The organism is Roseixanthobacter pseudopolyaromaticivorans, from assembly GCF_043195145.2.
In the GTDB taxonomy this organism is placed as follows: domain Bacteria; phylum Pseudomonadota; class Alphaproteobacteria; order Rhizobiales; family Xanthobacteraceae; genus NCEH01.
On record NZ_CM195539.1, the window covers coordinates 3,249,391 to 3,276,173 of the forward strand.

Annotated in this window: 26 protein-coding genes; 16 read left to right on the forward strand and 10 right to left on the reverse strand. The window is 66.5% G+C overall.

Annotation, left to right across the window (positions count from 1 at the left end; translation table 11 throughout):
• Positions 1–23 precede the first annotated feature (23 nt).
• A complete protein-coding gene (locus V5F68_RS15460) occupies positions 24–794 on the reverse strand; it encodes an SDR family NAD(P)-dependent oxidoreductase (RefSeq protein WP_394013412.1) in 771 nt (256 codons plus the stop codon).
• A 298-nt stretch (positions 795–1,092) separates the two neighbouring features.
• On the opposite strand from V5F68_RS15460, the gene V5F68_RS15465 reads away from it, so the two are divergent.
• Positions 1,093–1,692 carry an AprI/Inh family metalloprotease inhibitor gene (locus tag V5F68_RS15465; protein WP_394013413.1) on the forward strand — a complete coding sequence of 200 codons (600 nt, stop codon included), beginning with the start codon at positions 1,093–1,095 and terminating at the stop codon, positions 1,690–1,692.
• A gap of 180 nt (positions 1,693–1,872) precedes the next feature.
• Here the strand turns inward: V5F68_RS15465 and V5F68_RS15470 are convergent, their stop codons facing one another.
• Together V5F68_RS15470 and V5F68_RS15475 are read right to left on the reverse strand one after the other, a co-directional pair.
• Entirely contained in the window at positions 1,873–2,058 is a 186-nt protein-coding gene (locus V5F68_RS15470) for a hypothetical protein (protein ID WP_394013414.1), read from the reverse strand.
• A 101-nt stretch (positions 2,059–2,159) separates the two neighbouring features.
• Positions 2,160–2,951 carry an enoyl-CoA hydratase/isomerase family protein gene (locus V5F68_RS15475; protein ID WP_394013415.1) on the reverse strand — a complete coding sequence of 264 codons (792 nt, stop codon included), beginning with the start codon at positions 2,949–2,951 and terminating at the stop codon, positions 2,160–2,162.
• 209 nt (positions 2,952–3,160) lie between these two features.
• Between V5F68_RS15475 and V5F68_RS15480 the strand changes: the two genes are divergently transcribed.
• Positions 3,161–4,093, forward strand: coding sequence for an NAD(P)H-dependent flavin oxidoreductase (locus tag V5F68_RS15480; protein ID WP_394013416.1), 933 nt, complete (start codon positions 3,161–3,163; stop codon positions 4,091–4,093).
• Positions 4,094–4,103: 10 nt separating this feature from the next.
• Here V5F68_RS15480 and V5F68_RS15485 read toward each other — a convergent pair whose 3' ends face one another.
• Together V5F68_RS15485 and V5F68_RS15490 are read right to left on the reverse strand one after the other, a co-directional pair.
• Positions 4,104–5,195: an NADH:flavin oxidoreductase/NADH oxidase gene (locus V5F68_RS15485; RefSeq protein WP_394013417.1), complete on the reverse strand. Its 1,092-nt coding sequence runs from the start codon at positions 5,193–5,195 to the stop codon at positions 4,104–4,106.
• Positions 5,196–5,265: 70 nt separating this feature from the next.
• Entirely contained in the window at positions 5,266–6,246 is a 981-nt protein-coding gene (locus tag V5F68_RS15490; protein ID WP_394013493.1) for a quinone oxidoreductase family protein, read from the reverse strand.
• A 145-nt stretch (positions 6,247–6,391) separates the two neighbouring features.
• On the opposite strand from V5F68_RS15490, the gene V5F68_RS15495 reads away from it, so the two are divergent.
• The 9 genes from V5F68_RS15495 to V5F68_RS15535 all read left to right on the forward strand — a co-directional run bounded on the left by V5F68_RS15495 (position 6,392) and on the right by V5F68_RS15535 (position 14,378).
• Positions 6,392–6,820 carry an ArsR/SmtB family transcription factor gene (locus V5F68_RS15495; RefSeq protein WP_394013418.1) on the forward strand — a complete coding sequence of 143 codons (429 nt, stop codon included), beginning with the start codon at positions 6,392–6,394 and terminating at the stop codon, positions 6,818–6,820.
• Between the two features lie 204 nt (positions 6,821–7,024).
• A complete protein-coding gene (locus tag V5F68_RS15500) occupies positions 7,025–7,339 on the forward strand; it encodes a DUF2849 domain-containing protein (protein WP_394013419.1) in 315 nt (104 codons plus the stop codon).
• A gap of 24 nt (positions 7,340–7,363) precedes the next feature.
• Complete coding sequence (locus tag V5F68_RS15505; RefSeq protein WP_394013420.1) at positions 7,364–9,019, forward strand: nitrite/sulfite reductase; 1,656 nt, start codon at positions 7,364–7,366, stop codon at positions 9,017–9,019.
• Positions 9,006–9,506, forward strand: coding sequence for a DUF934 domain-containing protein (locus tag V5F68_RS15510; RefSeq protein WP_394013421.1), 501 nt, complete (start codon positions 9,006–9,008; stop codon positions 9,504–9,506). The genes V5F68_RS15505 and V5F68_RS15510 overlap by 14 nt, the downstream gene beginning before the upstream one ends.
• 10 nt (positions 9,507–9,516) lie before the next feature.
• On the forward strand, positions 9,517–10,242 hold the full coding sequence (locus V5F68_RS15515; RefSeq protein WP_394013422.1) for a phosphoadenylyl-sulfate reductase: 726 nt from the start codon (positions 9,517–9,519) through the stop codon (positions 10,240–10,242).
• 145 nt (positions 10,243–10,387) lie between these two features.
• Positions 10,388–11,401: a sulfate ABC transporter substrate-binding protein gene (locus V5F68_RS15520; protein WP_394013423.1), complete on the forward strand. Its 1,014-nt coding sequence runs from the start codon at positions 10,388–10,390 to the stop codon at positions 11,399–11,401.
• 159 nt (positions 11,402–11,560) lie between these two features.
• Positions 11,561–12,418: a sulfate ABC transporter permease subunit CysT gene (gene cysT / locus V5F68_RS15525; RefSeq protein ID WP_394013424.1), complete on the forward strand. Its 858-nt coding sequence runs from the start codon at positions 11,561–11,563 to the stop codon at positions 12,416–12,418.
• A 59-nt stretch (positions 12,419–12,477) separates the two neighbouring features.
• Positions 12,478–13,332 carry a sulfate ABC transporter permease subunit CysW gene (gene cysW / locus V5F68_RS15530; RefSeq protein ID WP_394013494.1) on the forward strand — a complete coding sequence of 285 codons (855 nt, stop codon included), beginning with the start codon at positions 12,478–12,480 and terminating at the stop codon, positions 13,330–13,332.
• A complete protein-coding gene (locus tag V5F68_RS15535) occupies positions 13,329–14,378 on the forward strand; it encodes a sulfate/molybdate ABC transporter ATP-binding protein (RefSeq protein WP_394013425.1) in 1,050 nt (349 codons plus the stop codon). The genes cysW and V5F68_RS15535 overlap by 4 nt, the downstream gene beginning before the upstream one ends.
• A 341-nt stretch (positions 14,379–14,719) precedes the next feature.
• Here V5F68_RS15535 and V5F68_RS15540 read toward each other — a convergent pair whose 3' ends face one another.
• From V5F68_RS15540 to petA, 3 genes are read right to left on the reverse strand one after another with little or no spacing between them, the layout of a single operon-like run.
• On the reverse strand, positions 14,720–15,556 hold the full coding sequence (locus V5F68_RS15540) for a cytochrome c1 (RefSeq protein ID WP_394013426.1): 837 nt from the start codon (positions 15,554–15,556) through the stop codon (positions 14,720–14,722).
• 20 nt (positions 15,557–15,576) lie between these two features.
• Positions 15,577–16,848, reverse strand: a complete 1,272-nt coding sequence (locus V5F68_RS15545) for a cytochrome b (protein WP_394013427.1) — start codon at positions 16,846–16,848, stop codon at positions 15,577–15,579.
• Positions 16,849–16,884: 36 nt separating this feature from the next.
• Positions 16,885–17,409, reverse strand: coding sequence for a ubiquinol-cytochrome c reductase iron-sulfur subunit (gene petA, locus V5F68_RS15550; protein ID WP_348844535.1), 525 nt, complete (start codon positions 17,407–17,409; stop codon positions 16,885–16,887).
• A 268-nt stretch (positions 17,410–17,677) separates the two neighbouring features.
• On the opposite strand from petA, the gene V5F68_RS15555 reads away from it, so the two are divergent.
• From V5F68_RS15555 to V5F68_RS15565, 3 genes are all read left to right on the forward strand, one after another.
• A complete protein-coding gene (locus tag V5F68_RS15555; protein WP_394013428.1) occupies positions 17,678–18,142 on the forward strand; it encodes a tRNA (cytidine(34)-2'-O)-methyltransferase in 465 nt (154 codons plus the stop codon).
• 49 nt (positions 18,143–18,191) lie between these two features.
• Positions 18,192–19,874, forward strand: a complete 1,683-nt coding sequence (locus V5F68_RS15560; RefSeq protein ID WP_394013429.1) for an NAD+ synthase — start codon at positions 18,192–18,194, stop codon at positions 19,872–19,874.
• A gap of 221 nt (positions 19,875–20,095) precedes the next feature.
• Positions 20,096–21,826, forward strand: coding sequence for a formate--tetrahydrofolate ligase (locus tag V5F68_RS15565; RefSeq protein ID WP_394013430.1), 1,731 nt, complete (start codon positions 20,096–20,098; stop codon positions 21,824–21,826).
• A 19-nt stretch (positions 21,827–21,845) separates the two neighbouring features.
• Here the strand turns inward: V5F68_RS15565 and V5F68_RS15570 are convergent, their stop codons facing one another.
• Positions 21,846–22,223, reverse strand: coding sequence for a gamma-butyrobetaine hydroxylase family protein (locus V5F68_RS15570; protein WP_348844531.1), 378 nt, complete (start codon positions 22,221–22,223; stop codon positions 21,846–21,848).
• 158 nt (positions 22,224–22,381) lie between these two features.
• Between V5F68_RS15570 and moaA the strand changes: the two genes are divergently transcribed.
• Entirely contained in the window at positions 22,382–23,413 is a 1,032-nt protein-coding gene (gene moaA / locus V5F68_RS15575; protein ID WP_394013495.1) for a GTP 3',8-cyclase MoaA, read from the forward strand.
• 230 nt (positions 23,414–23,643) lie between these two features.
• The gene (locus tag V5F68_RS15580; RefSeq protein ID WP_394013431.1) at positions 23,644–24,738 is read left to right on the forward strand and encodes a DMT family transporter; all 1,095 of its coding nucleotides are present in this window, start codon (positions 23,644–23,646) and stop codon (positions 24,736–24,738) included.
• A 56-nt stretch (positions 24,739–24,794) separates the two neighbouring features.
• On the opposite strand, the gene V5F68_RS15585 is transcribed toward V5F68_RS15580, so the two are convergent.
• Positions 24,795–26,744: a MacB family efflux pump subunit gene (locus V5F68_RS15585; RefSeq protein ID WP_394013432.1), complete on the reverse strand. Its 1,950-nt coding sequence runs from the start codon at positions 26,742–26,744 to the stop codon at positions 24,795–24,797.
• Between the last annotated feature and the right edge of the window lie 39 nt (positions 26,745–26,783).

Genomic DNA, 26,783 nt, shown 5'->3' on the forward strand with positions numbered 1-26,783 from the left:
TGCGCCCCCTCATTCGCTGCGCCTCATCTGCGTTTGACGGAGAGGGCGCTGAAGCTCTGATCGGCGGCCAGGGCGTGGATGCGATTGATGTTCACATTGCGCGGCACGGTGCAGCAGAAGAAGATCTGCTCGGCGATATCCTCGCCGGTCAGGTGCTTCACGCCTTCATACAGCTTTCCGGCGCGACCCTCGTCGCCCTTGAAGCGGACGATGGAGAATTCGGTCTCGGTCAGGCCGGGCTCCACATTTGTGACGCGCACGCCGGTGCCCACCACGTCCGCCCACACATTGAGCGAGAATTGCTTCACGAACGCCTTGGTCGCCCCATAGGTGTTGCCGCCCGGATAGGGATAATCGCCGGCGACGGAGCCGGTGAACACCACATGCCCCTCGCCGCGCGCGATCATCGCCGGCAAGGTGGCGCGCACGGTGTAGAGCACGCCGTTGATGTTGGTGGCGACCATCTCTTCCCAGTCGCTCATGTTCGCCGCCTGGGCCGGTTCCAGGCCCATGGCGAGGCCGGCATTGGCGCAGACCACGTTATAATTGGCGAATGGCTCCGGCAAAGCGGAGAACGCGGCCTGGGTCGCCTCGAAGTCGCGCACGTCCAGTTCCAGGGTGTGGATGGCATCGCCGAACTCGGCGGCAAGGGCCGCCAGACGATCGGCGCGGCGGCCGGTGACGATCACCTTGCTGCCGGCGGCCAGGAACCGTCGGGCGGTGGCGGCGCCGATGCCTGACGTTCCGCCGGTGATGAGGACGGTCAGCGTCTTCGGGTCAAGCATCTGGTACATGGATCACTCCGCACGATTTGGCTGCACATAGAGAAAGAAGGAGCCCGCATAATCAAGCGCGCGGGCGTCATGGAAGCAGGCGCGAGGCATGCATCCGGGCGACGGCATCTTGTCGCGGCGCCCCTGGGTCATGCTCCTGCCATGTTCTCGATAAATTGTTCCGGCTTACGGTCTTCGCCTCCGGGGGAGCCCGAAGCAGCCTGTTTTTGATCCGGCATTAACGCTTTTTGCGCAAGCTGGACGGTGGCGTGAAAAAACGGGTGTCGCTAAGTTGCGGTCAGGTCCGGAGAGACATTTGATGAAGTTCTTGCCCGCTTCGGCGGTCTTCGCCTCAGGGCTGCTCCTTGCGGGTTGCAGCACCGAGCTGGATGGCTTCGGAACGAAGACGAGCGCGGTGGAGTCCAATCGGGTCCTGTCCGCACCGACGGCCTCGGTCGAGAGCGCGCCGATGCCGGCGCCTGTCGCCACGACCGCTTCCGTCCCGCGTCCCTCGGGGGCGAATGCGACCACGGCCGCATCGGCGGTCACGCCCACCGCCGTCGCAAACGCCAGTTCCGTTCCCCTCACTCCGCCGCCGGTCAATCCGGGTGGCACCGCCTATGCCGCGAGCAACGAACAGGAACAACTCGCCGGCGCCTGGACGTTCGCCTGGGATGGCGGCCAGCACAGTTGCCCCGTGACGCTTTCCACGGTGCGCGGCGCGAGCGGCCTGTCGGCGCAGGCGGACATTTCCTGCCCGAGCGAAATCTTCATGACCAAGGGCTGGGATGTGCTGGGCTCGGACATCGTCCTGCAAAATCACGTGGGCAAGATCACGGCCCGGCTCCAGCCCTCAGGCGCCAATCGTTACGTGGGTGTCATCGCCGACAATAACCAGCCGATCGTCCTGACCCGCTAGGCCGCCCCGCGCGGCCAGCCGCGGCCCTGCCCCGCCCGCGTCTTTCGCCCCTGAGGCCATAGCCCGACCAAGGGCCGGTCCGGCCTCCACAGCCCGCGCTTCAAGCGCCCGCGCGGCGAGGCGGACCACCCCGGCACAGATCGGGACATTCAGATTTCAACGCAAAGGCTGTGCTCCGCCTCAGCGGACGGATGCGCTTTGCAGTGCGGCCTGGGCCGCGACGCGCGTGTCGGCGGTGTGCTGCACGCCGGAAAGCCCGCCGAGCAGCAGCGCCAGAATCACCGCATACGCCGCGCCGAACAGCGCCCAGTCCCGCCAGGAACGGGCACGGGAAGCGGGAGCGAAACGGGAGCTGGACACACTCATTCAATACATTCCATCTGCGTGATAGATTTATCTATCTGCATCTTGGAATATAAGTCAATATAACATTTTTATCCTGTTATTATATGCCCGCAGCGCGCCGTTCATCGCCCGGTGAAAACCGCCGCGCGCTTCTCCACGAACGCGGACGCACCCTCGGCGAAATCGGCGGTGCCGGCACACGCCACGAAGGCCGCACGCTCCGCCTCCAACTGCTCCGCCAGCGTGTTGTTGAATGAACCCCGCATCAGCGCCTTGATGCGCCCGAGCGCCTGGGTCGCGCCGGCAGCGAGCCGGGTCGCCAGCGCGTCGGTCTGCGCCTCCAGCTCCGCGAGGGGCACCACCTTGTTGATCAGGCCGATGCGCAGCGCCTCGGGCGCATCGATCACATCCGACAGCAAGGCCAGTTCCAGCGCCTTGCGCAGCCCCACGGTGCGCGGCAGGCTCCAGCTGGCCGAACCGTCGGTGCTCGTGCCGATCCGGCTATAGGCCATGGTGAAGCGGGCATCGTCGGCGGCGATCACCAAGTCTGCCGCCATGGCGACGCTGAGGCCGCCGCCCGCAACCGCGCCCTTCACTGAGGCGATCACCGGCGGGGCCAGGCCGTTGAGCACGGTGATGGCCTCGTGAAACGGCACGATCAGGTCGCTGACCACATCCGGCGCCGAAGCGCCCGCCGCATGGAAGCGCCCGACGTCTCCCCCCGCCAGGAACGCCCGCCCATCGCCCGACATCACCACCACGCGCACGCTGGCGTCGCCCGCGATCTTCACGGCGGCGTCTCGGAAGGCGAGGATCATCTGTTCGTTCAGGGCGTTCAGCACCTGGGGCCGGTTGAAGCGGATGCGGGCGATGCCGTCCGCGATGCTGAGCAGGATGGTTTCGCTTTCGGACACGTGGTTTCTCCCTATCGATGCCGCACGCCGGGCGGCTTGGAACGCAGGCTGCACTGCAGCCGCGCCGAGGTCAACGCATAGGTCAACCCCTTGCCCCATTGGAAAGGGTGACACACACTGTCCGCGCCGCGGCCGGCTCGCCGCGCCATCAATGCGCCGTGTCATCAACAACCGCGAATGCGGAAGATCCCGTCCTGGAAGGAACGCCCATGTCCCTGCCCGCCGCCCTCGCAGGGCGTCTCAAAGCGCCGATCGTCGCCGCCCCCATGTTCCTGGTTTCGAATCCGGACCTTGTGGTGGAAACCTGCCGCTCCGGCCTGCTCGGCACCTTCCCGGCGCTGAACCAGCGCTCCACCGAAGCGTATCGCGATTGGATCGACGAGGTGGAAGGCCGCCTCGAGGGCGAAGCGGAAGCCGCGCCCTATGGCGTCAACCTCATCGTCCACCGCAGCAACGATCGCCTCCAGGCGGACATCGCCGTGACGGTGGAGAAGAAGGTGCCCCTGGTCATCACCTCCCTGGGCGCGGTGCCCGAGGTGGTTGAGGCGGTTCATTCCTACGGCGGGCTGGTGTTCCACGACGTGATCAGCCGCCGCCATGCGGAAAAGGCGGCGCAGGCGGGGGTGGACGGCATCATCGCCGTCGCCGCGGGTGCCGGCGGCCATGCCGGATCGCTGAGCCCGTTCGCCCTGATCTCGGAAATCCGCGCGGTGTTCGACGGCACAATCATCCTGTCGGGCGCCATGTCCACCGGCGCTCATGTGGCGGCGGCGCGGATCATGGGGGCGGACCTCGCCTATCTCGGCACGCGCTTCATCGCCACGCGCGAGAGCGCGGCGCCGGACGGCTATAAGGAGATGATCGCGCAGGCCCATGCGGCGGACGTGGTCTACACCGCCGCGATTTCCGGCATCAACGCCAATTTCCTGCGTCCGAGCATCAAGGCCGCCGGGCTCGATCCCGACAACCTGCCCCAGGGCAAGAAGCTCGACCTGGAGCACGAGGCGCGGGCCTGGAAGAACATCTGGTCCGCCGGCCAGGGCGTCGGGGCGGTGCTGGATGCGCCGCCGGCGGGGGAATTGTGCCGCCGGCTGATCGCCGAGTATCAGGCCGCGCGGGAGAGCGCCGCGCGGCTGCTTTAGCGCCCGCCGCTCAGCGGAACAGGGACCGCAGCCCCGAGGGCTGGCAACGCAGGAACTGGTTGGCCGCCCGCACCTGCCCGCCCAGGGCGGCTGCGGCGTGCCAGGGCCAGCGCGGATCGTAAAGGATGCCGCGCGCCAGTGCGATCATGTCCGCCTGCCCGGAGACGATGATGTCCTCGGCCTGCTGGGGATCGGTGATGAGGCCGACCGCGATGGTCTGAAGGCCGGTCGCCTTGCGCACGCCTTCCGCGAACTCCACCTGGTAGCCCGGCTTCACCGGGATCTGCTGCTGAGGCGCAAGACCGCCGGTGGAGACGTGGATCAGCTCGCAGCCGCGCGCCTTCAGTTCGTGCGCGAAGGCGATGGTGCTCTCGAGGTCCCAGCCGCCGTCTACCCAGTCGGTGGCGGAGACGCGCACGCTGATGGGCTTTTCCTTCGGCCACACCGCACGCACCGCCTCGAACACTTCCAGCGGGAAGCGCATGCGGTTCTCCAGACTGCCGCCGTAGGAATCGGTGCGCTGGTTGGAGAGCGGCGAAAGGAACTGATGCAGCAGGTAGCCGTGGGCGTTGTGGATCTCGATCAGGTCGAAGCCGATGCGATCCGCCCGCCGGGCGGCTGTGACGAAAGCGTCCTTCACCCGCGCGAGACCCACTTCATCGAGCGCGATGGGGGCTTCGTCCGCCGGATTGAAGGGCACGGCGGAAGGCGCATGCGGCACCCAGCCGCCGGCCGCGGGAAGCACGGCGCCGCCTCCCGCCCACGGCACGTTCACGGAGGCCTTGCGGCCGGCATGGCCCAGCTGGATGCCGAGCGGGATTGGCGCCTGTGCGCGCACGCGGGCCAGCACGTCGGCGAGCGCGGCCTCGGTTTCGTCCGACCACAGGCCAAGATCGTCGGGCGAAATCCGGCCGTCGGGCTCCACGGCGGTGGCCTCCAGAATCAGCAAGCCGGCGCCGGAAAGAGCGAGATTGCCGAGATGGATCAGATGCCAGTCGGTGGCCGCGCCGTCCTTGGCCGAATATTGGCACATGGGTGCGATGACGACGCGGTTCTCAAGGGTGAGGTTGCCGAGGGTGATCGGCGTGAAAAGCTGGCTCATGGAGGGGTTCCAGATGGAGGGCTGAGGCGGCATCCCGCGCCCTGGGGCGCGGGACCGGACAATTGGGGGGTCAGGGGATAAGCAGGATGGCGCCCTGGGTGGCGCGCGCTTCGGCCGCCGCGTGGGCTTTCACCACATCGGCGAGCGGGAAGCGGGCGCCGATGGTGATCTTCACCGCGCCCTTGGCGACCGCGTCGAAGAGATCCGCCGCATTGGCGCGGAAGCTGGCCGCGTCGGCATTGTGGGGGAACACCGAGGGGCGCGTCAGGAACAGGCAGCCCTTCTTGCCCAGCAGTTCCGGCTCGATGGCCGGCGCCTTGCCGGAGGCCGCGCCATAAGACACGACCAGGCCGAACGGCGCGGTCAGGTCGAGCGACTTCAGCAGCGTGTCCTTGCCGACCGAATCGTAGACCACGCGCGCCTTGCGGCCGCCGGTTGCCTCCAGCACCTTCTCCACCCAGTCGGGTTTGGAATAATCCACCGCCACGTCGCAGCCGGCCGCGAGTGCAGTGGCGACCTTTTCCGGCGAGCCGGCAGTGCCCACCACGAAGGCGCCGAGCGCCTTGGTCCAATTGGCGAGGATCTGCCCCACCCCGCCGGCAGCCGCATGGATCAGCACCACGTCGCCCGGCTGCACCGGATAGGTCTTCTTGACCAGATATTGCGCGGTGACACCCTTGAACAGGACGGCGGCCGCTTGCTCGTCGCTGATGCCGTCCGGGATCTTCACCAGCCGGTCGGCGGCCACATTGCGCAGGTCCGCATAGGCGCCGATGCCGGCGTTCATATAGGCCACGTGGTCACCGACCTTGAAGTCCGTGACCGAAGCGCCAACCGCTTCCACCGTACCGGCGGCCTCATGGCCGAGACCCGTGGGCAACGAGATCGGATAGAAGCCGCTGCGCTGGTAGACATCGATATAATTGAAGCCGATGGCGCTCTGGCGCACCTGCACCTCGCCGGGTCCGGGCGCGGGCAGGTCCCGCGTCTCGACGACCATCACATCCGCCGGTCCGAACGCGGCGATCTTGACCTCACGCGCTTGCGTCATGCTCATGCCCTTTGCTCCGCACCTCATATGAGGTACGCTTCGCATCGTACCTAGACCGGCTTTAGGTACGATGCAAGTCGTACCTATGGCGGAAGGACCGAGTGTCGCGGGCAACATCCCGCCGGTCCAAGTGTAAGGAGACAGCGTGCCCGACGCCGAAGGCCATCCCGCCCCCGAGGAAATGGAACTGGGCAAGATCTTTGCAGCCCTGGCGGACCCGATGCGGCGCAAGGTGGTGCTCACCCTTCTCCAGGAAGAGGGCGAGACGCCGCGCGCCTGCGGCACGTTCGGCATGCCGGTGGCGAAGGCGACCCGCACCCATCACTTTCGCGTGCTGCGCGAGGCCGGGCTGATCTTTCAGGTGGATCGCGGCAACGGGCGGCTCAGCAATCTGCGCCGAGCCGAGCTGAACCAGCGGTTCCCGGGCCTGCTCGACCTTCTGATGCATGAAGGCGCGCGCGAGGCCGCCAAGGCGGCTGCGGCGGAGGTTGAAGAACCAAAAGCCGTGCGGGTGGAGCCGGCACACCTCCCTACGGGCGCAAGGCCGGCCAGACGCGCGACCGCCCGCGCCTGAGACGCGCTGCTGCGCTGCATCAATTTTAAAACTATGATAACGTGAAATCGCTTATTCTCACATTGGCGCCGTGTGAGAATTCTTGATTGCGCCGTGAACCGACCTATTTTACAACGTGTATAAGCGATAAACTTGATAAAATACGCATTTCCGTTGTAATTTAAGCGCGCTTCCGCGCTTGCCAAGGACGACCGGACAGGGACCATGACCTCCCCGCTGCAGCAGAAGCTGAAGATACACGGCCCCACTGTCGTGACCGCCAACCGCTTGTCGGATGGCGTCTCCGTATGGCTGACGCCCACCTATGAGTGGTCCGAGCGGATCGCCGACGCGGCGGTGGCGACCACTTCCGAGCAGGCGCTGGCCTTGCTGAACCGGGCCAATGGCGACGAAAACCGCGCAGTGGGTGCCTATGCCGCCGCCGCTGTTTTGGGCGCGGACGGCAAGCCTGCGCCCGCCAATCTGCGCGAACGCATCCGCGTCAACGGCCCCACAGTCTCCCTGGACAGCGCCGCCTGAGCGCCCCCGCACCGGATCCATACGATGTATGTCTATGACGAATTCGACCGCACTTTCCTCCAGGAGCGGGTCCGCGAGTTCCGCGATCAGGTCGAACGCCGCCTCAGCGGCGAACTGAACGAGGAAGAGTTCAAGCCGCTGCGGCTGATGAACGGCGTGTATCTGCAATTGCATGCCTACATGCTGCGTATCGCCATTCCCTACGGCACGCTTTCGGCACCGCAGATGCGCGTGCTCGCCCATGTGGCGCGTCGTTACGACAAGGGCTACGGGCATTTCACCACCCGGCAGAACATCCAGTTCAACTGGATCAAGCTCGCTGAACTGCCGGACGCCATGGACGATCTCGCCAAGGCCGGCATGCACGGGCTCCAGACCTCGGGCAATTGCATCCGCAATACCACCACCGACCAATGGGCCGGCGCCACGCCGGAGGAGATCGAGGACCCGCGCCTCTATGCGGAACTCATCCGCCAATGGTCGACGCTGCATCCCGAATTCACGTACCTGCCGCGCAAGTTCAAGATCGCCATCACCGCCGCCAAGCACGACCGAGCCGCCATCCGCGTGCACGACATCGGCCTGCGCCTTCACAAGAAGGATGGGGAAACCGGCTTCGAGGTGATCGTCGGCGGCGGCCTCGGCCGCACCCCCTTCATCGGCAAGACGATCCGCGAGTTCCTGCCCAAGCGCGACCTGCTCTCCTATCTGGAAGCGATCCTGCGCACCTACAATTCAGGCGGCCGGCGCGACAACATCTACAAGGCGCGCATCAAGATCCAGGTGCATGAAATCGGCACCGAGGAATTCACCCGCCGGGTGGAAGAGGAGTGGGCGCAGATCAAGGACGGGGCCCTCGCCCTGGACGATGCGGCGATCGACACCATCCGCGATCATTTCCAGACTCCCGATTTTGAAATTCTGCCCGAACAGTCGCCGGAACTCGCCGAATCCCTGGCGAAGGATCGCGAATTTGCCCGTTGGCACGCGAATTCCGTGAATGCCCACAAGGTGGCGGGACATGCCATCGTCACCATCTCGCTCAAGCCCGTCGGCAAGCCTCCGGGCGATGCGACCGCCGAGCAGATGGACGCGATCGCTGATCTTTCAGAGCGTTACGGCTATGGCGAGATCCGCGTCGCCCACGAGCAGAACCTGACCTTGCCCCATGTGCGGCAGAAGGATCTCTACGCCTTGTGGCAGCAGCTTTCCGCCCAGGGCCTGGCAACCCCCAATGTCGGCCTGGTGACCGACATCATCGCCTGCCCGGGCCTGGATTATTGCGCGCTCGCCAATACCCGGTCGATCCCGCTGGCCCAGCGCATCACCGAGCGGTTCGCGGACAATGACCGTATCGCCGACGTGGGGCGCATGCACATCAACATTTCTGGCTGCATCAACGCCTGCGGCCACCACCATGTGGGCCACATCGGCATTCTCGGGGTGGAGAAGAAGGACCAGGAATTCTACCAAATCACCTTGGGCGGAAAGGCCAATCACAAGGCGCGCCTGGGCGAGCTTCTGGGGCCTGCGGTCTCCGAGACCGAGGTGGTCGATGTGGTGGAACGCATCGTCGATACCTATCTGCACCTGCGGCACGACAAATCGGAGAGCTTCATCTCCGTGGTTCAGCGCCTCGGCATCGAGCCCTTCAAGGAGCGCGCCTATGTCGCTGGTTAAGAACGGCGTCGCAACGCTCGACCCCTTCGTCCGCATCGAGGATGGCACGCCCCTGCCCTCCGGCCCGGTGCTGATTCCGCTCGTCCGCTTCCTCGCCGAGCGCGAGACACTCGCCGGCCGGAACGAGCCGATGGGCGTGCTGGTGCCCAACGATGCGGACGTGCGCACCCTCGAGCCGCACCTGCACCAGATCGCCCTGATCGTGCTGACCTTCCCGAAGTTCCGCGACGGGCGCGCCTATACCCAGGCGCGGCTCCTGCGCGAGCGGCTCGGCTTCGCCGGCGAACTGCGCGCGGCCGGAAACGTGCTGCGCGACCAATTGCTGATGATGGTGCGTTGCGGCTTCAATGCGTTCGAGATTTCCAAGCCCGGCGACGCTGGCGCCCTGGAAGAAGCGCTGAAAACCTATTCCGTTTTCTACCAGCCCACAGCCGATGGACGTCCCACCGCCTTGCGGGCCCGCCTTGCCGCCGCGCGGCAGGGCTGAGGACATCGCCATGAGCAATCTATCGCCTCTGCCTGAAGCCGAAGCCACGCTCACCCGCCACGCCGCACGCCTCGAGGCTCGGCTTGAAGATGCCGACCCGCTGGCGATCATCGCCGCCGCCCGGGAAGCCTTCGGCGACCGCGTGGCCACGGTGTCGTCCTTCGGCGCGGAATCGGTGGTGTTGCTGCACATGGTCTCGCAGGTGGACCACACGATGCCGGTTCTCTTCCTCGATACCGGGCATCTCTTTCCCGAAACGCTGGCCTATCGCGACCAGCTCATCGATCGCCTCGGGCTGACGCAGGTGCTGACCTCCCATCCCAACGAAGCTGCACGGACGGCGCGGGACGGCGACAATGATCTCTGGGCCTCGAATACGGATGCGTGTTGCGCCCTGCGCAAGGTGGAACCGCTGGAGCGGGCGCTGGCCCCGTTCGATGCCTGGCTGAACGGCCGCAAGCGGTACCAGGCCGTGACGCGGCTGCGCATCCCGGTTGTGGAAGCGGATGGCCGGCACATCAAGTTCAATCCTCTTGCGGCGCTCGGCCCGGCGGAGATTGCGGGCTGGATCCATGCCCACGATCTGCCCGAGCACCCCATGAAGAAGTTTGGCTTTGCCTCCATCGGCTGCATGCCCTGCACCAGCCGCGTGGCTCCGGGCGAGGATGCGCGGGCCGGCCGTTGGCGTGGCGCAGCCAAGACAGAATGCGGAATTCACCTGAGAAGAACAGCGTAAAGCGGTGAGATAAATTTCTATCGATTTTATGTAGTAAAATATTGACCGACCGGTGAAGCGGTGACATCGTTCTTAAATCCGAACGATCTTTCGTCCCTGGCCGCACGCCTTCCGGTGCGGCATGGATGTCCCAGCCGGAGGAACCATGTCCGCTCGCTTCTCCTTTCCCCGCCTCGCGGCCGCCACGCTGGCCCTGTCGCTCGCCGCTGCGCCGGCGCTCGCTGCCGAGGTGACGCTGCTCAACGTCTCCTACGATCCGACCCGCGAATTCTATGTGGAATTCAACAAGGCCTTCGCGGCCAAGCTGGCCAAGGACACGCCCGGGGAAACGTTGACGGTGCGCCAGTCCCACGGCGGCTCCGGCAAGCAGGCGCGCTCGGTCATCGACGGCCTCGAGGCGGACGTCGTGACCCTCGCGCTGGCCTATGACATCGATGCCATCGCCGAGCGCGGCCTTATTGCCGCCGATTGGCAGAAAAGGTTGCCGGACAATGCTGCGCCCTACACCTCCACCATCGTTTTCCTGGTGCGCAAGGGCAATCCCAAGGGCATCAAGGACTGGAACGACCTGATCAAGCCCGGCATCAAGGTGGTGACGCCGAATCCGAAGACCTCGGGCGGCGCGCGCTGGAATTATCTCGCGGCCTGGGGCTATGCCCTCAAGCACAATGGCGGGGATGAAGCCAAGGCGAAGGAATTCGTCGCGGCCCTGTTCAAGAACGCGCCCGTGCTGGACACCGGCGCGCGCGGCTCCACGGTGACCTTCGTCGAACGCGGCATCGGCGACGTGCTGATCGCCTGGGAGAACGAGGCCTACCTCTCCATCAACGAGTTGGGGCCGGACAAGTTCGACATCATCACCCCCTCGCTCTCCATCCTGGCGGAGCCGCCGGTCGCGGTGGTGGACAAGGTCGTGGACAAGCGCGGCACCCGCAAGGTTGCCGAGGACTATCTGAAGTATCTCTATTCGCCGGAAGGCCAGGAGATAGCAGCCAAAAACTATTATCGCCCGCGCGATCCCGCGGTCGCTGCCAAGTATAAGGACAAGTTCGCCGCCGTCGAGCTGTTCACCATCGATCAGGTGTTCGGCGGCTGGGCGAAGGCGCAGAAGACCCATTTTTCGGACGGTGGCGTCTTCGATCAGATCTACAGCAATTGATCTGGACCGATTATCTTCCACCCCTGACCATGGGGGTGGGAGCGATCGGCCCACGGCCGTTTTGGCGCGCGGGCCGGTTCAGCCTTCTCCTTCCCCCTTTCCCGTGCGTCCGCTTGGGATCAGGATCGGGGGCATCAGGGACCTGACCGAAAGAACACGATGGCCACTGCCACCGCATCGCGGCTAACTTTCCGCAAGCCCAGCGTCATTCCGGGCTTCGGGATCACATTTGGGCTGACGCTGACGTGGCTCTGCCTGATCGTGCTGCTGCCGCTCTCCGCCTTGTTCCTCAAGACCAGCGAATTGAGCTTCGACCGGCTCGTGACCATCATGAGCAACGCGCGCACGCTGCATGCGTTACAGATTTCGTTCGGCCTGTCGCTCGCCGCCGCCGCCATCAATCTCGTGTTCGGCGGCCTCGTGGTCTGGGTCTTGGTGCGCTACGACTTTCCCTTCAAGCGGGTGGTGGATGCCGTCATCGACATCCCCTTCGCCCTGCCCACGGCGGTTGCGGGCATCGCGCTGACCACCCTTTATGCCGAGAACGGCTGGATCGGCAGCCTGCTGGCGCCGCTCGGCATCCAGGTATCGTTCACGCCCCTGGGCATCCTTGTCGCTTTGGTCTTCATTGGCCTGCCGTTCGTGGTGCGCACGGTGCAGCCGGTACTGGCCGATCTCGATGCGGAGCTGGAGGATGCCGCAGCCAGCCTCGGCGCCACCCGCGGCCAGACCATCTGGCGGGTGGTGCTGCCCACCATCTGGCCGGCCCTGCTGACCGGATTCGCGATGGCTTTTGCACGGGCCGTGGGCGAATACGGCTCGGTCATCTTCATCGCCGGCAACCTGCCGGGCGTCTCGGAAATCGCGCCGCTGCTCATCGTGATCCGGCTGGAGGAATTCCGCTATGCGGACGCCACCGCCATTGCCAGCGTGATGCTGCTCGCCTCCTTCGTGCTCTTGTTCATCATCAATCGCCTTCAGAGCTGGGCCGAGAGCCGTGGCGGGAGGGAACATTGAGCGCCGTGGAGCCGACCTCCCTTGCCCGGCCGCTCGCGTCCGACGGGCCGCCGACCCTCTTGAAGGCCACGCGGACCCAGAACGGCCACCGACCCGCCCGCACGGAGCCGGCGGCGGTGCGCATCGCGTTGACGCTGGTGGCGCTCGCCTTTCTCGGCCTGTTCATCGGCTTGCCGCTGCTGCTGGTGTTCGTGGAAGCCTTCAAGCGCGGCGTTTCCGCTTATATTTCCGCCCTGTCCGATCCCGACGCGCTTGCCGCGATCCGTCTGACCCTGCTGGTTGCGGCGATCTCCGTGAGCGCCAATCTGATCTTCGGCCTGGTGGCCTCCTGGGCCATCGCCAAGTTCGATTTCAAGGGCAAGAGCCTGCTCATCACCCTGATCGACCTGCCCTTTTCCGTTTCTCCGGTGGTGGCGGGCCTGATCTATGTGCTGCTATTCGGCAGCCAGGGCCTGTTTGCCGCCTATCTCCAGGCCTGGGATGTGAAGATCATCTTCGCCTTGCCCGGCATCGTGCTCGCCACCATCTTCGTCACCTTCCCCTTCGTCGCGCGCGAGTTGATCCCGCTGATGCAGGAGCAGGGCACGGCGGAGGAGGAGGCGGCGATCTCGCTGGGCGCCTCGGGCCTCTCCACCTTCTTCCGCGTGACGCTGCCCAATGTGAAATGGGCGCTGCTCTACGGCGTGCTGCTGTGTAACGCCCGCGCCATGGGCGAGTTCGGCGCGGTGTCGGTGGTGTCGGGCCATGTGCGCGGGCTCACCAACACCATGCCGCTGCATATCGAGATTCTCTATAATGAGTATCAGTTCGGCGCCTCGTTCGCGGTCGCCTCCCTGCTTGCTCTGCTGGCCCTGGTCACGCTGATCGCCAAGACCATCCTCGAAAGCCGGCTCGCGGAAGAGGACCCACGATGAGCATCGACGTCGTCAATATCACCAAGACCTACAAGGCCTTCGCCGCGCTGGACCGGGTGAACCTGCATATTCCCACCGGCGAGCTGGTGGCGCTGCTCGGCCCCTCCGGCTCGGGCAAGACGACGCTGCTGCGCATCATCGCCGGCCTGGAATGGCCGGACAGCGGCGAGATCCGGTTCGATGGAGAGGATGCGCTGAACCGCTCAGTGGGCGAGCGCAACGTGGGCTTCGTGTTCCAGCACTACGCCCTGTTCCGCCATATGAGCGTGTTCGAGAATGTCGCGTTCGGCCTGCGGGTGCGCAAGGGGGCGGACAAGCTTCCCGAGGCCGCGATCCGCGCCAAGGTGAACGAGCTGCTGTCCCTGGTGCAGATCGACTGGCTGGCGGATCGCTATCCGGCCCAGCTCTCCGGCGGCCAGCGCCAACGGGTGGCGCTCGCCCGCGCGCTCGCCATTTCGCCCCGCACCCTGCTGCTGGACGAGCCGTTCGGCGCGCTCGACGCCAAGGTGCGCAAGGAATTGCGCCGGTGGCTGCGGCATTTGCACGAGGAGCTGCCCGTCACCTCCGTGCTCGTGACCCACGACCAGGAAGAGGCGCTGGAATTGGCCGACCGGGTGGTGGTGATGGGCAAGGGCAAGATCGAGCAGATCGGCACGCCCGGCGAGGTCTATGAGAGCCCCGCCACCGCCTTCGTGCATGATTTCATTGGGGAAAGTTTGGCGCTGCCGGCGGATGTGCGCAACGGCAAGCTGTTCCTGGGGGAGCGGGCGATCGCGCTCGATTCCCAAGGCGCCGCAGAGGGGCCGGCCCGCCTGCTGGCGCGGCCGCACGAGGTGGATCTGGCCGATCCCGCGCAGGCACCGTTCTTCGGCAAGGTGCTGGCGGTGCGCACGTTTGGGCCGATCCGCCGGGCCGACATCGAGATCGTCGTGCCCACCGGCCATGTGGTGGTGGAAGCGGCGGTGCCGTTTGGCGAGGGGCTGGCGATCGGCTCGCAGGTCGGCTTGGTGCCGCGCCGCTACCGGGTGTTCGCCGCCCAGGCCTAGGGAAAATCCGCGCCGGCGCGGCGGGTTACGGCCCGGCGCGGAGAAAATGTTTCACGTGAAACAATGGCTTAGCGCGGACGAACAGGGGTTTTGTGACGCTTCTCCGCGCCTTTTCGGGCGTGTTACGCGGACGACACCGCCATTTCGGGCGATGTTCGCCAATCCGAAATTCGGCGACCGCAAGCACCCTTGCGTCCCGCGCACCTGCCGCCGGATGCGCAGATCGCTCCACGCAGAGATCGCGGTCGCCGTCGGTGACAGCGGTTCTCCAGGGTGCGCGCCGCCCAAAGAAAAGGGCCCCGCGCGGGGCCCTTCGGTCTTCTCGATGCCGGAAGCAGCGCTCAGTGCGCCACGTCCTTCCAGACCTTCTTCTTGGTGAAGTACAGCAGGCCCGAGAGCACGATCAGGAAGATGATGACCTGGAAGCCGATGCGCTTGCGCGCGTCGAGATGGGGCTCGGCCATCCACATCATGAAGGCGGACACGTCGCGGGAATAATTATCCAGCGTCGCCGGGGTGCCGTCGGTGTATTCCACCTGCCCGTCGCTGATCGGCTTGGGCATGGCGATCTGGTGACCGGGGAAATATTTGTTGTAGTGCAGGCCGGGCTGCACCTTGGTGCCTTCCGGCGGGTCCACATAGCCGTTCAGCAAGGCGTGGATATAGTCCACCCCGCCTTCCTGATACTGCGTGAAAGCGTCCAGGATGAAGCCCGGGAAGCCGACGTGGCTGGCGCGCGCCTTGGCGAGCACCGAGAAGTCCGGCGGCAGGGCGCCGCCATTGGCCACGCGCGCGGCCGGGTCGTTGGGGAACGGCGCCGGCCAATGATCCGAGAGGCGGCCGGGGCGCTGGAACATCTCGCCCTGGTCGTTCGGACCGTCGGTGATCTGGTATTCGCTCGCCACCGCCTTGGCTTGGGCTTCGCTGAAGCCGGGGCCGCCGGGCTGCGACAGGTTGCGGAAGTAGAAGAAATTCGCCGAGTGGCAGCTGGCGCAGACTTCGCGGAACACCTTGAAGCCACGCTGGAGCTGCCCCTGGTCGAAACTGCCGAAGGGACCGGCGAACGACCAGGATTCCCGGTGGGGAAGGTCGTCGTGCCCGCCCTCGGCGGCCCGCGCCGGCGCACCGAGCACGAGGGCCGCCGCAACGGCACCGAAGAGGATACTGCGCTTGATCATCTCTCTCTCCGCGTGCTCGCTCAGCCCTTGGTCTGCGGGGCGGCCGCGCCCGCTACCACCGTCGCGCCATTGCGCGCCAGGACGGCGTCCGCGATGGAGGCCGGAAGCGGCTTCGGGCGCTCGAACAGGCCGAGCAGAGGCAGGATGATGAGGAAGTGAATGAAGTAATAGGCCGTCAGGATGCGCGAGGCGATGACGAAACCGCCTTCCGCCGGCTGCGAGCCGAGATAGCCGAGGCCCACCGCCACCACCGCGAAGATCCAGAAGAACTGGCGGTAGAGGGGACGGTAGCGGGCCGAGCGCACCTTGGAGGTGTCAAGCCAGGGCAGGAAGGCCAGCACCGCGATGGCGCTGAACATGGCGAGCACGCCGCCGAGCTTGTCCGGGATCGAGCGCAGGATCGCGTAGAAGGGCAGGAAGTACCATTCCGGCACGATGTGCGCGGGGGTGGAGAGCGGGTTCGCCGGGATATAATTGTCCGGATGGCCCATGTAGTTCGGGATGTAGAAGATGAAGTAGGAGAAGAACAGCAGGAACACCACCATGCCGAAGATGTCCTTCACCGTCGCGTAGGGGGTGAACGGCACGGTGTCCTTGGCGACGCTCTTCACTTCCACGCCGTCGGGATTGTTCTGGCCCACATGGTGCAGCGCCCAGATGTGCAGGATCACGACGCCCGCGATCATGAAGGGCAGCAGGTAATGCAGGGCGAAGAAGCGGTTCAGTGTCGGGTCACCGACCGAATAGCCGCCCCACAGCCATTCTACGATCACCTTGCCGACCAGCGGAATGGCAGAGAACAGGTTGGTGATGACGGTGGCGCCCCAATAGGACATCTGGCCCCACGGCAGCACATAGCCCATGAAGGCGGTGGCCATCATCAGCAGGTAGATGATCACGCCGAGGATCCACAGCACTTCGCGGGGCGCCTTGTAGGAGCCGTAATAGAGGCCGCGGAAGATGTGGATGTAGACCGCGATGAAGAACATCGAGGCGCCGTTGGCGTGAATGTAGCGCAGCAGCCAGCCGAAGCTCACGTCGCGCATGATGTGCTCGACGCGGGCGAAGGAGATCGGCGCATACGCGGTGTAGTGCATCGCCAGCACGACGCCGGACAGGATCTGCACGCCCAGCATCATCGTGAGGATGGCGCCGAACGTGTACCAATAGTTCAAATTCTTCGGCGTGGGATAGGCCACCGCCGAGGAATGCATGAGCCCCATGATCGGCAACCGGCTCTCGAACCAGCGCGCGATCTTTCCCTGGGGCTGGTAGGTGGAATGTCCTTCCATGGGTCCAACCTTTTTTGAGCGGGCGACGACCGCGCGTCAGCCAATCACGATCTTGGAGTCAGAAACGAAATTGTACGGCGGCACCGCCAGATTCAGCGGCGCCGGCCCGACGCGCACGCGGCCGGACGAATCATATTGCGAGCCGTGGCAGGGGCAGAACCAGCCGTCGTAATTGCCCTGGTGGCCGAGCGGGACGCAGCCGAGATGGGTGCAGATGCCGATCACCACGAGCCACTTGTCGTGGCCGGCCTTCACGCGGTCCTGGTCGGTCTGCGGGTCGATCAGCTGGTTGAGCGGCACCGCGCGGGCCAGCTCCACGTCCTTCGCGAGGCGGTTGAACACGAAGATCGGCTTGCCGCGCCACATGAAGGTCACGATCTGGCCTTCCTGGATCGGCGACAGGTCCACCTCGGTGGTGGAGAGCGCGAGCACGGAGGCATCCGGCTGCAGCTGGGAAACGAACGGCCAGATCATTCCGGCGACGCCCACCGCGCCGACAGCGCCGGTCGCGATATAAAGGAAGTCCCGGCGGTTGGTTCCCGACGTCTCCGTATGTGCCACGGCGCTTGTCCTCACTCGTCTGTCCGATCAGACCATCGCGGCGCGCAGTTCCTGCGGGATAATCGTTGCACGGGAATCCCAGGCCGGGCCGCGCGCGACGCGAGGTCGAATGTGACAGCTCCGCTTACGCAAAGAGCCACCTTCGAGTGCCTCTAATTGCACCCTCTTTTGCCCTTGTCCAGATCAACACCGTGCGGCACGCGGTCCTGCTTCTGCCCGAACACTGGCACGATATAGCCATATTTGCACAGCGGAGCGCGTGACCCACATGATCCTCGCCCTTTATTGCCCGGACATCGCGCAGAATGCGGGAACCTGCCTGCGCACCGGCGCCTGCCTCGGCGTTCCGGTGCATTTCATCGAACCGGCGGGATTCCCGCTCGGCGCCGCTGCCTTCCGAAGGGCCGGCATGGATTATGTCGACCATGCGGATTTTGTGCGGCACGTTTCCTTCGGGGCGTTCGAGGAATGGCGGCGCGCGCAGGGGCGGCGGCTGGTGCTTTTCACCACGCGCGGCGCCACGCCTTACGTTGAGTTCGCGTTTTCCTCCCAAGATGTCCTGCTGTTCGGCCGCGAATCGGCCGGCGTGCCCGATGAGGTGCACGCAAGCGCCGATGCGCGCCTGCTCATTCCCCTGCGTCCCGGCCTGCGCTCGCTCAATGTGGCCGTGTCCGCGGGCATCGCGCTCGCGGAGGGGTTGCGCCAGACGCACGGCTTTCCCGCCGCCTCTTGAACCTTCACCCCTTCCGCCCGCGCACGGCGGCGGCTAAAGCTGCGATGCCATGATCGAACCTGCTTCCTCCGTTCCCGCAGACCGGCTGCTGATCGCGGCCGCCCAGCTCAATCCCGTGGTCGGCGATGTCGCGGGCAATGCCGCGCGCATCCGTGCGGTGCGCGACGAGGCCAAGGCGCAGGGCGCCGACCTCGTGGTGTTCAGCGAATTGTTCCTGTGCGGCTATCCGCCCGAGGATCTGGTGCTGAAGCCGGCCTTTCAGCAGGCGTGCCGGCGGGCCATCGAAGATCTCGCGGCGGAAAGCGTCGAGGGCCCGGCTTTGCTGGTGGGTTCGCCCTGGGTGGACAACGGCCGGCTGTACAATGCCGTGCTGCTGCTGGAGGCGGGGCGTATCGCCGCGATCCGCTACAAGGTGGATCTGCCCAATTACGGCGTGTTCGACGAGAAGCGGGTGTTCGTGCCCGGCCCCCTGCCCGGCCCGATCCCGTTCAAGGGCGTGCGGCTCGGCGTGCCGGTGTGCGAGGACATCTGGGGCCCGGACGTGGTGGAATGCCTCGCCGAGACCGGCGCGGAAATCCTCATCGTTCCCAATGGCTCACCCTACCGCCGCTCGGTCTATGACGAGCGCGCCAACATCGCCGTCGCGCGCGTGGTGGAGAGCGGGCTGCCGCTGCTCTATGTGAACCAGGTGGGCGGCCAGGACGAGCTGGTGTTCGACGGCGCCTCGTTCGCACTGAATGCCGACCGCACGCTCGCCATGCAATTCCCCGGCTTCCAGGAGCGGGTGCGCCTCACCGTGTGGGAGCGCTTCGCCAACGGCTGGCGCTGCATCGAGGCGCCGCTGGCCGACCGGATCGAGGGCGATGAGGCCGATTATGCCGCCTGCGTGCTCGGGCTGCGGGACTATGTGACCAAGAACGGCTTTCCCGGCGTGGTGCTCGGCCTTTCCGGCGGCGTAGACAGCGCCATCTGCACCGCCATGGCGGTGGATGCGCTCGGACCGGACAAGGTCCATTGCATCATGCTGCCCTATCGCTACACCTCGCAGGACAGCCTGGCCGACGCGGCGGACGTGGCCGAGAAGCTCGGCGTGCGCTACGACATCGTGCCCATCGCCCCGGCGGTCGAGGCGCTGGAAGGCGTGCTCGCGCCCCTGTTCGCCGGCCGCGAGAAGGATGTGACGGAGGAGAACCTCCAGTCCCGCGTGCGCGGCACGCTGCTGATGTCGATCTCCAACAAGTTCGGCCCCATGGTGGTGACCACGGGCAACAAGTCGGAAATGTCCACCGGCTACGCCACGCTCTATGGCGACATGAACGGCGGCTACAATCCCATCAAGGATCTGTACAAGACCGAGGTGTTCCGCCTCTCCCACTTGCGCAACCGCTGGAAGCCGGTGGGCGCGCTCGGCCCGGACGGCGAGGTGATCGCCCCGCGCCTGATCGACAAGCCGCCCACCGCCGAACTGCGGGAAAACCAGAAGGACCAGGATTCGCTCCCGCCCTACGAGGTGTTGGACGCGATCCTCGCCCGGCTGGTAGAATCGGAAACCTCGGTCGCCCAATTGGTGGCGGAAGGGTTCGAGGAGGCGCTGGTGAAGCGGGTGGACCGCATGCTGAACCTCGCCGAATACAAGCGCCGGCAGGCCGCGCCGGGCGTGAAGGTCACGGTGCGCAATTTCGGCCGCGACCGCCGTTATCCCATCACCAACCGCTTCCGCGATCCCGGCTGAGGGGCTGCCCCCCTGCATTGGGGGCTGATTTTTCCGCGTTTTACGGCGCCTTCTGGCCCCCTCTGCCCGCCCACGGCGCGGCCGAGGCAGGTGTAAAAGGCCGCCCCATCTCTCCCCGCAGACGTTTTTCAGCCTTTACGGGCGGCACCCTCCGGGGCCGAGGCTTGCCGCTTCTGCAACTCCCGGCTAGAGCGCTTCTATCCAACTTCGGGAACAGCCGCATGCACCAGACGACGGCACGCCAGATCGACCCCACCAGCGATGCAGCCATCGCCGCAAGCGTCGTTCCCCTGCCGATCGAGCAGGTGGGCGAAAAGCTCGGCATTCCCGCAGACGCGCTGTTCCGCTATGGCCCGCACAAGGCCAAGCTCTCCCAGGACTTCGTGCGCACCCTCACGGACGGGGCCGGCGCCATCGCCCCGAGCCGCGCCGGGGCAAAGCCCGGCAAGCTGATCCTGGTCACCGCCATCAGCCCGACGCCTGCGGGCGAGGGCAAGACCACCACCACCATCGGCCTCGGCGATGCCCTGAGCCGGATCGGCAAACGCACCGCCGTGTGCCTGCGCGAACCCTCCCTTGGCCCCTGCTTCGGCTCCAAGGGCGGGGCGACCGGCGGCGGGCGGGCGCAGATCGTGCCCATGCAGGACATCAACCTGCATTTCACGGGCGACCTCCACGCCATCGGCGCGGCGCACAATCTGCTCTCCGCCCTCATCGACAATCACATGTATTGGGGCAATGCGCTGGACCTCGACGCCCGGCGCATCACCTGGCGGCGGGTGGTCGACCTCAACGACCGAGCGCTGCGCGAAATCGTCACCGGCCTCGGCGGCGCGCCCAACGGCTTTCCCCGCGAGGACGGGTTCGACATCACCGTGGCGAGCGAGGTGATGGCCATCTTCTGCCTCGCCAAGTCCCTGCCGGAGCTGGAAGAGCGCCTCGCCCGCATGGTGATCGGCCAGACGAGGGGCCGGCGCATGGTGACGGCCGGGGAATTGAAGGGTGTCGGCGCCATGGTGGCGCTGCTGCGCGACGCGTTCCAGCCGAACCTCGTGCAGACCATGGAGCACACGCCGGCCCTGGTCCACGGCGGTCCGTTCGCCAACATCGCCCACGGCTGCAACAGCGTGATCGCCACCCGCAGCGCCCTGGCTCTGGCCGATTACGTGGTCACCGAAGCCGGCTTCGGCGCGGATCTCGGCGCGGAAAAATTCATGGACATCAAATGCCGCCAGGCGGGCCTTGCCCCCGACGCGGTGGTGGTGGTCGCCACCATCCGGGCGCTGAAGATGCACGGCGGCGTCGCGGTCAAGGAACTCAACGGCAAGAATCTCGGCGCCGTCCATACCGGCATCGACAATCTGGTGCGCCATGTGGAGAACATGCGCGGCTTCGGCGTACCGGTGGTGGTGGCGCTGAACCGCTTCACCTCCGACACCCCCGGCGAGGTGGACGTGGTGCGCTCCACCCTCGCCGCGCTCGGCGTCAACGTGCACGTATGCACCCATTGGTCGGACGGCGGCATTGGCGCGGAAGCCCTGGCGCACGAGGTGGTGGCCCTTGCCGCGCGCCCGAACGCGTTCAGCCCGCTCTATCCCGATTCCATGCCGCTGGCGCAGAAGATCGAGACCGTGGCCAAGCGCATCTACCATGCCGGCGGCGTGAACTTCAGCGCCACCGCCGCCGCGCGCCTCGCGGAACTGGAGGCGGCGGGCTTCGGCGCCCTGCCGGTGTGCATGGCCAAGACGCAATACAGCTTCTCGGCCGACCCCAAGGCGCGCAACGCGCCGAGCGATCACGTCCTGCCGGTGCGCGAAGTGCGGCTTTCCGCCGGCGCCGGCTTTGTGGTGGCGCTGGCGGGCGACATCATGACCATGCCGGGCCTGCCCTCGGTGCCGGCGGCCGAGCACATCTTCGTGGATGCGCACGGCGTCATCGGCGGCCTCTCCTGAGAGAGCGCCGCCCGGCGCCTCACCCGCGCGAAAGCCCCTGCGCCTTCAACTCTTCGAGATAGCGCGCGAAGCGCGTCTCCTGCTCCAGGCCCAGCGTGCGCAGCAAAGGCCACGTATAAAGTCCGGTGCCGTGGCCGTCGTCGAAGCCGAGGCGCACCGCATAGCTGCCCACCGGCTCCACCGCGACGATGCGCACCGCGCGCTTGCCGGGCACGGTGATTTTCTCATGCGGCGCATGGCCTTGCACCTCCGCGGAGGGGCTTTCCACCCGCAGGTACTCGGCCGGCAAGGTGAAGCTGGAGCCGTCGTCGAAGCTCACCTGAAGGGCGTGCTTGTCGTGGATCAGCCGCACTTCCGTGGGCCATATCTCCGGCGCGGCCGGGTCAGCCGATGTCATGTCGCTCTCCTGTCGCCGGCCGTTTCGGCGCTGTGATCGCCGGGGCCTATGATTTGGTGCTGGGCATACGATATAATGGAGGTTCAGGCCGGCGTCAGACCGGCTGGGCATAAAGGCGTGGGGAAGTGGAGCATAGCGTGAGCCTACCCTTCAGAGATATCAGCGACCGCGGCGGCAGCGCCGCCGGTGCGCTCGGCCCGCTGGTTGATACGTTCGGCCGCGCGGTCACCTATCTGCGGGTCTCGGTCACGGACCGGTGCGACTTCCGCTGCGTCTATTGCATGTCCGAGCACATGAATTTCCTGCCCAAGCAGGATCTGCTGACGCTCGAGGAGCTGGACCGCCTGTGCTCGGCGTTCGTGGCGCGGGGCGTGCGCAAGCTGCGCCTTACGGGCGGCGAGCCGCTGGTGCGGCGCGACGTGATGACCCTGTTCCGCTCGCTCTCGCGCCATCTCGACACCGGCCGGCTGGAAGAACTCACCGTCACCACCAACGGCTCCCAGCTCGCCCGTTACGCCGCCGATCTCGCCGCCTGCGGAGTGAAGCGCATCAATGTCTCCATCGACACACTGGACGCGGAGAAATTCCGCGCCATCACCCGCTGGGGTGATCTCGGCAAGGTGCTGGAGGGCGTCAACGCCGCCAAGGCGGCCGGCATCCACGTGAAGATCAACGCGGTCGCGCTGAAGGACGTGAACGAGCACGAGATCGCCTCCATCATGGAATGGTGCCACGGCGAGGGCCACGACCTCTCCCTGATCGAAGTGATGCCGCTTGGGGAAGTGGGCGCGGAACGGGTGGACCAATATCTCCCCCTGTCGCAGGTGCGCGAGCAACTGGCGCAGCGCTACACCCTCACCGACATCGATTATCGCACCGGCGGACCGGCGCGGTATCTGGAAGTGAAGGAAACCGGCGGGCGGCTCGGCCTCATTACCCCGCTGACCCACAATTTCTGCGAAGGCTGCAATCGCGTGCGCGTCACGTGCACCGGCACGCTGTTTATGTGCCTCGGCCAGGAAGATGCCGCGGACCTGCGCGCGCCGCTGCGCGCCTCGCCGGACGACGGCGTGCTCCAGGCCGCCATCGATGCGGCGATCTTCCGCAAGCCCAAGGGCCACGACTTCGTCATCGATCGCAAAACCCGCCAGCCGGCGGTCCACCGGCATATGAGCACCACCGGCGGTTAGGAAAGCATTTCCTATTGCGGCACGGGCATGGCGCACCCATGCCCGTGGCGAGGGACTTGACGTTGCGCTCCGCGCAATCGGCAACGGCGCGTAAAGGTCAAATCGGCTAGATCTTGGAGCATAATGCCCACGAACGAGGCAGAAATGCCGAGCCGCCCCAAGACCGCCCGCGAATTCGCCAGCCCCGCATCCCGCGCGGAGCGTCAGGCCCGCCCTGCGGGAGAGGTGGCATGAGCCTGCGCCTGATGTCCCCCACCCTGCGCGGTGTCGCGGCCATGATCGCCGCCATGCTGCTGTTCATCACCAACGACATGATGCTGAAGCTCGCCACGCAGCATATGCCCGTGGGCGAGGTGCTGGGCGCACGCTCCCTGGTCGCCACCCTGTTCGTGCTCGGCCTGCTGGCGGCCACCGGAGAGCTGCGCCATGCGCTCGGGGCGTTCAAGCCCAAGGTGATCGCGCGGTCCAGCCTCGATTCGGCGACCACCTTCCTCTATGTGATTGCGCTGGCGGTGCTGCCCATTTCCACCACCACCACCATTTACATGGCGGCCCCGCTCATCACCACCGCGCTGGCGGTGCCGCTGCTGGGCGAGAAAGTCGGGCTCAAGCGTGCCGTCGCCATCGCCATCGGCTTTTCGGGCGCGGTCATCGTCGCCCATCCCGATCCCGCCACCTTCTCGCTGTTCGCCATCCTGCCGCTGATCGCGGCGACCTGCGGCTCGCTGCGCGATATCGTCACCCGCGGCATCGGCGCCAACGTGCCGGGCGGCGTGGTGGTGCTTTCCAGCACGGTCGCGCTCGGCGTCACCGGTGCGGGCTTCGCGCTATGGGAGCCCTGGAGCGTCCCGACGCTTGCGGGCGGAGCCCTCGTCGTCGGGACGGGCGCAACCTTCGCGCTCGGCAATCTGCTGCTGGTCTACGCCTTCCGCCACGCCCCGGTGCAGGTGGTTTCGCCGCTGCGCTATGTGATGGTGCCGGTGGCGCTGATCTACGGCTATTTCATCTTCGGCCATGTGCCCGACAGCTGGGCCACCATCGGCACCATCCTCGTGGTGGGCGCTGGCCTCTATTCGATCCAGCAGGAGGCCGCGCGCGGCCGCAAGGCGGAGCGGGATGCCAAGGCGCTCAAGGCGGCGGAGGCGGACCAGATCCTCCCCGTGATGCCGCCGCTTCCCTCGCCGATCCCGGCCGCCGCCGGAAGCGCCGTGGCGGCGCGTCTCTCGCCCCCCGCCAATGACGATGCGCCCCGCGCCGCGCCCAAGGGCGGAAAAGGCGGCGCGCCGCAACCGGCCGCCATCACCCGCGAGTGTCCCCACTCCTAGGCCGCCCTCGCCCGCGCGGCGCCGGCCAGAGGCCCGGCGCGCGGGCCTGAGCACTCTCACTCATAGGCGAGCGCCGCCACGGGATCGAGCCGCGAAGCCTTGCGGGCCGGCAGATAGCCGAACAGCAGGCCGGTGAGGAAGGCGCAGCCGAACGCCAGCAAGGGCGGGCCGGCGGAAAACCCCACCTGGGTCCCGAAGCTCTTCAGCAGGACGGCCGTGCCGAGGCCCAGCACCACGCCCGCCAGCCCGCCGGCGCCGCAAATGACCAGCGCTTCGGTGTTGAACTGGAGCATGATGTTGGCGCGCCGTGCGCCGGTCGCCATGCGGATGCCGATCTCGCGCGTGCGCTCGGTGACGCTGACCAGCATGATGTTCATGACCCCGATGCCGCCCACCAGCAGCGAGATCGCCGCCACCGAGCCCAGCAGGCGGGTGAGCGTGTCGGCGGTGGCGGTGGCCATCTCCAGGATCGAGGCGGTGTTGCGGATCTGGAAATCCTCCGCCCGATGGCGCTGGCGCAGCAGCACGGAAATCGCCTCCTGCGTCTCGTCGATCTGCGTCACATCCTCCACGGCCACGGTGACCGTACCCAGGAACCGGCGGCCGAACACCCGCATGAAGGCAGTGGAGATGGGCATCAGGACCAGGTCGTCCTGGTCCATGCCGAAGGCGTTCGCGCCGCGCGACGCCAGCACCCCGGCGACCTCGAACGGCACGTTCTTGATGAGGATGTAGCGGCCCACAGGATTGCCCACGCCGGGAAACATCACCCGCGCGACGGTCGCGCCGAGCACCACCACCGGCGCGTAACCGTCCACATCCGCCTCGGTGAACATGGCGCCGTCACGCATCGCCCAGTCGCGGGCGACGGTATAGCCCGGCCCGGTGCCCTGGATCTGCGTCGCATAATCGATATTGCCGACCCGCGCCGTGGCGGTGGTGGAACGTTCCGGCGAGACCGCCCGCACATTGGGAATGTTGGCGCCGATGGCGAGCGCATCCTCATAGGTCAGCGAGGCGTTGGAGCCGGTGGAGCGCACCCCCGGCGCGCCGGGGCGCACCACCAGCAGATTGGTGCCCATGGAGGCGATGCGATCCAGCACCGCCTGCTTGCTGCCCTGGCCGATGGCCAGCATGGCGATGACCGCCGCCACGCCGATGATCACCCCGAGCAGGGTCAGCAGGGTGCGGAACAGATTGGCATGCATGGAGCGGAACGCCATCTTCACCGCCTCGCCCAGGTCGGGCAGGAAATGGTTGCGCACCTTCATGCGATGGCTTGTGAGCGGCGCCGGCGCCGGCGGCGGGGCGGTGCGCTCATCGGAAACGATGCGCCCGTCCTGGAGGCGGACCACCCGGTCCGCATGGGCGGCCACCTGCGGATCGTGGGTGATCAGCAGAATGGTGCGGCCCTCTTTGTTGAGGTCCTTCAGAAGGCGCAGCACCTCCTCGCCCGAATGGCTGTCGAGCGCGCCCGTGGGTTCGTCGGCGAGGATCACCGGCGCCTCGTTCATCAGCGCGCGAGCGATGGAGACCCGCTGCTGCTGCCCGCCCGAGAGCTGCGAGGGGCGATGGCCCGCCCGCTCCGCAAGCCCGAGCCGGGCCAGCAGGGCTTTCGCGCGGGCGATGCGCTCGGCCTTGGGACGGCCGGCATAGATGGCCGGGATCTCCACATTCTCCTCCGCCGAGATGGCGGGCAGGAGATTGTAGCGCTGGAACACGAAGCCGAAGGTGCGGCAGCGCAGGGCCGCAAGCTCGTCCGCGTCCAGCTCCGCGATGTCGCGGCCGAGCACGCGATAGCTGCCGCGATCCGGCCGGTCCAGGCAGCCGATGATGTTCATCAAGGTGGACTTGCCCGAGCCGGACTGGCCCATGATGGCCACATATTCACCCGGCTGGATGGCGAGCGAAATATCGTCCAATGCCCGCACCACGCTTTCGCCGCTCGGATAGATGCGGCTGACATGGGCAAGCTCCAGCACCGGCTCGCCCGCGCCCGAGGGCAAGGGCGTCGCAGTATCTTCGTGTGGCGCGGCCGCGTTTGG

What these genes read in the sequence shown, in the direction of transcription:
- V5F68_RS15460 (WP_394013412.1), bottom strand. Translation starts at nt 794, where the DNA reads ATGTACCAGATGCTTGACCCGAAGACGCTGACCGTCCTCATCACCGGC.
- V5F68_RS15465 (WP_394013413.1), top strand. Translation starts at nt 1,093, where the DNA reads ATGAAGTTCTTGCCCGCTTCGGCGGTCTTCGCCTCAGGGCTGCTCCTT.
- V5F68_RS15470 (WP_394013414.1), bottom strand. Translation starts at nt 2,058, where the DNA reads ATGAGTGTGTCCAGCTCCCGTTTCGCTCCCGCTTCCCGTGCCCGTTCC.
- V5F68_RS15480 (WP_394013416.1), top strand. Translation starts at nt 3,161, where the DNA reads ATGTCCCTGCCCGCCGCCCTCGCAGGGCGTCTCAAAGCGCCGATCGTC.
- V5F68_RS15485 (WP_394013417.1), bottom strand. Translation starts at nt 5,195, where the DNA reads ATGAGCCAGCTTTTCACGCCGATCACCCTCGGCAACCTCACCCTTGAG.
- V5F68_RS15490 (WP_394013493.1), bottom strand. Translation starts at nt 6,246, where the DNA reads ATGACGCAAGCGCGTGAGGTCAAGATCGCCGCGTTCGGACCGGCGGAT.
- V5F68_RS15500 (WP_394013419.1), top strand. Translation starts at nt 7,025, where the DNA reads ATGACCTCCCCGCTGCAGCAGAAGCTGAAGATACACGGCCCCACTGTC.
- V5F68_RS15505 (WP_394013420.1), top strand. Translation starts at nt 7,364, where the DNA reads ATGTATGTCTATGACGAATTCGACCGCACTTTCCTCCAGGAGCGGGTC.
- V5F68_RS15510 (WP_394013421.1), top strand. Translation starts at nt 9,006, where the DNA reads ATGTCGCTGGTTAAGAACGGCGTCGCAACGCTCGACCCCTTCGTCCGC.
- V5F68_RS15515 (WP_394013422.1), top strand. Translation starts at nt 9,517, where the DNA reads ATGAGCAATCTATCGCCTCTGCCTGAAGCCGAAGCCACGCTCACCCGC.
- V5F68_RS15520 (WP_394013423.1), top strand. Translation starts at nt 10,388, where the DNA reads ATGTCCGCTCGCTTCTCCTTTCCCCGCCTCGCGGCCGCCACGCTGGCC.
- cysT (WP_394013424.1), top strand. Translation starts at nt 11,561, where the DNA reads ATGGCCACTGCCACCGCATCGCGGCTAACTTTCCGCAAGCCCAGCGTC.
- V5F68_RS15535 (WP_394013425.1), top strand. Translation starts at nt 13,329, where the DNA reads ATGAGCATCGACGTCGTCAATATCACCAAGACCTACAAGGCCTTCGCC.
- V5F68_RS15540 (WP_394013426.1), bottom strand. Translation starts at nt 15,556, where the DNA reads ATGATCAAGCGCAGTATCCTCTTCGGTGCCGTTGCGGCGGCCCTCGTG.
- V5F68_RS15545 (WP_394013427.1), bottom strand. Translation starts at nt 16,848, where the DNA reads ATGGAAGGACATTCCACCTACCAGCCCCAGGGAAAGATCGCGCGCTGG.
- V5F68_RS15555 (WP_394013428.1), top strand. Translation starts at nt 17,678, where the DNA reads ATGATCCTCGCCCTTTATTGCCCGGACATCGCGCAGAATGCGGGAACC.
- V5F68_RS15560 (WP_394013429.1), top strand. Translation starts at nt 18,192, where the DNA reads ATGATCGAACCTGCTTCCTCCGTTCCCGCAGACCGGCTGCTGATCGCG.
- V5F68_RS15565 (WP_394013430.1), top strand. Translation starts at nt 20,096, where the DNA reads ATGCACCAGACGACGGCACGCCAGATCGACCCCACCAGCGATGCAGCC.
- V5F68_RS15570 (WP_348844531.1), bottom strand. Translation starts at nt 22,223, where the DNA reads ATGACATCGGCTGACCCGGCCGCGCCGGAGATATGGCCCACGGAAGTG.
- V5F68_RS15580 (WP_394013431.1), top strand. Translation starts at nt 23,644, where the DNA reads ATGAGCCTGCGCCTGATGTCCCCCACCCTGCGCGGTGTCGCGGCCATG.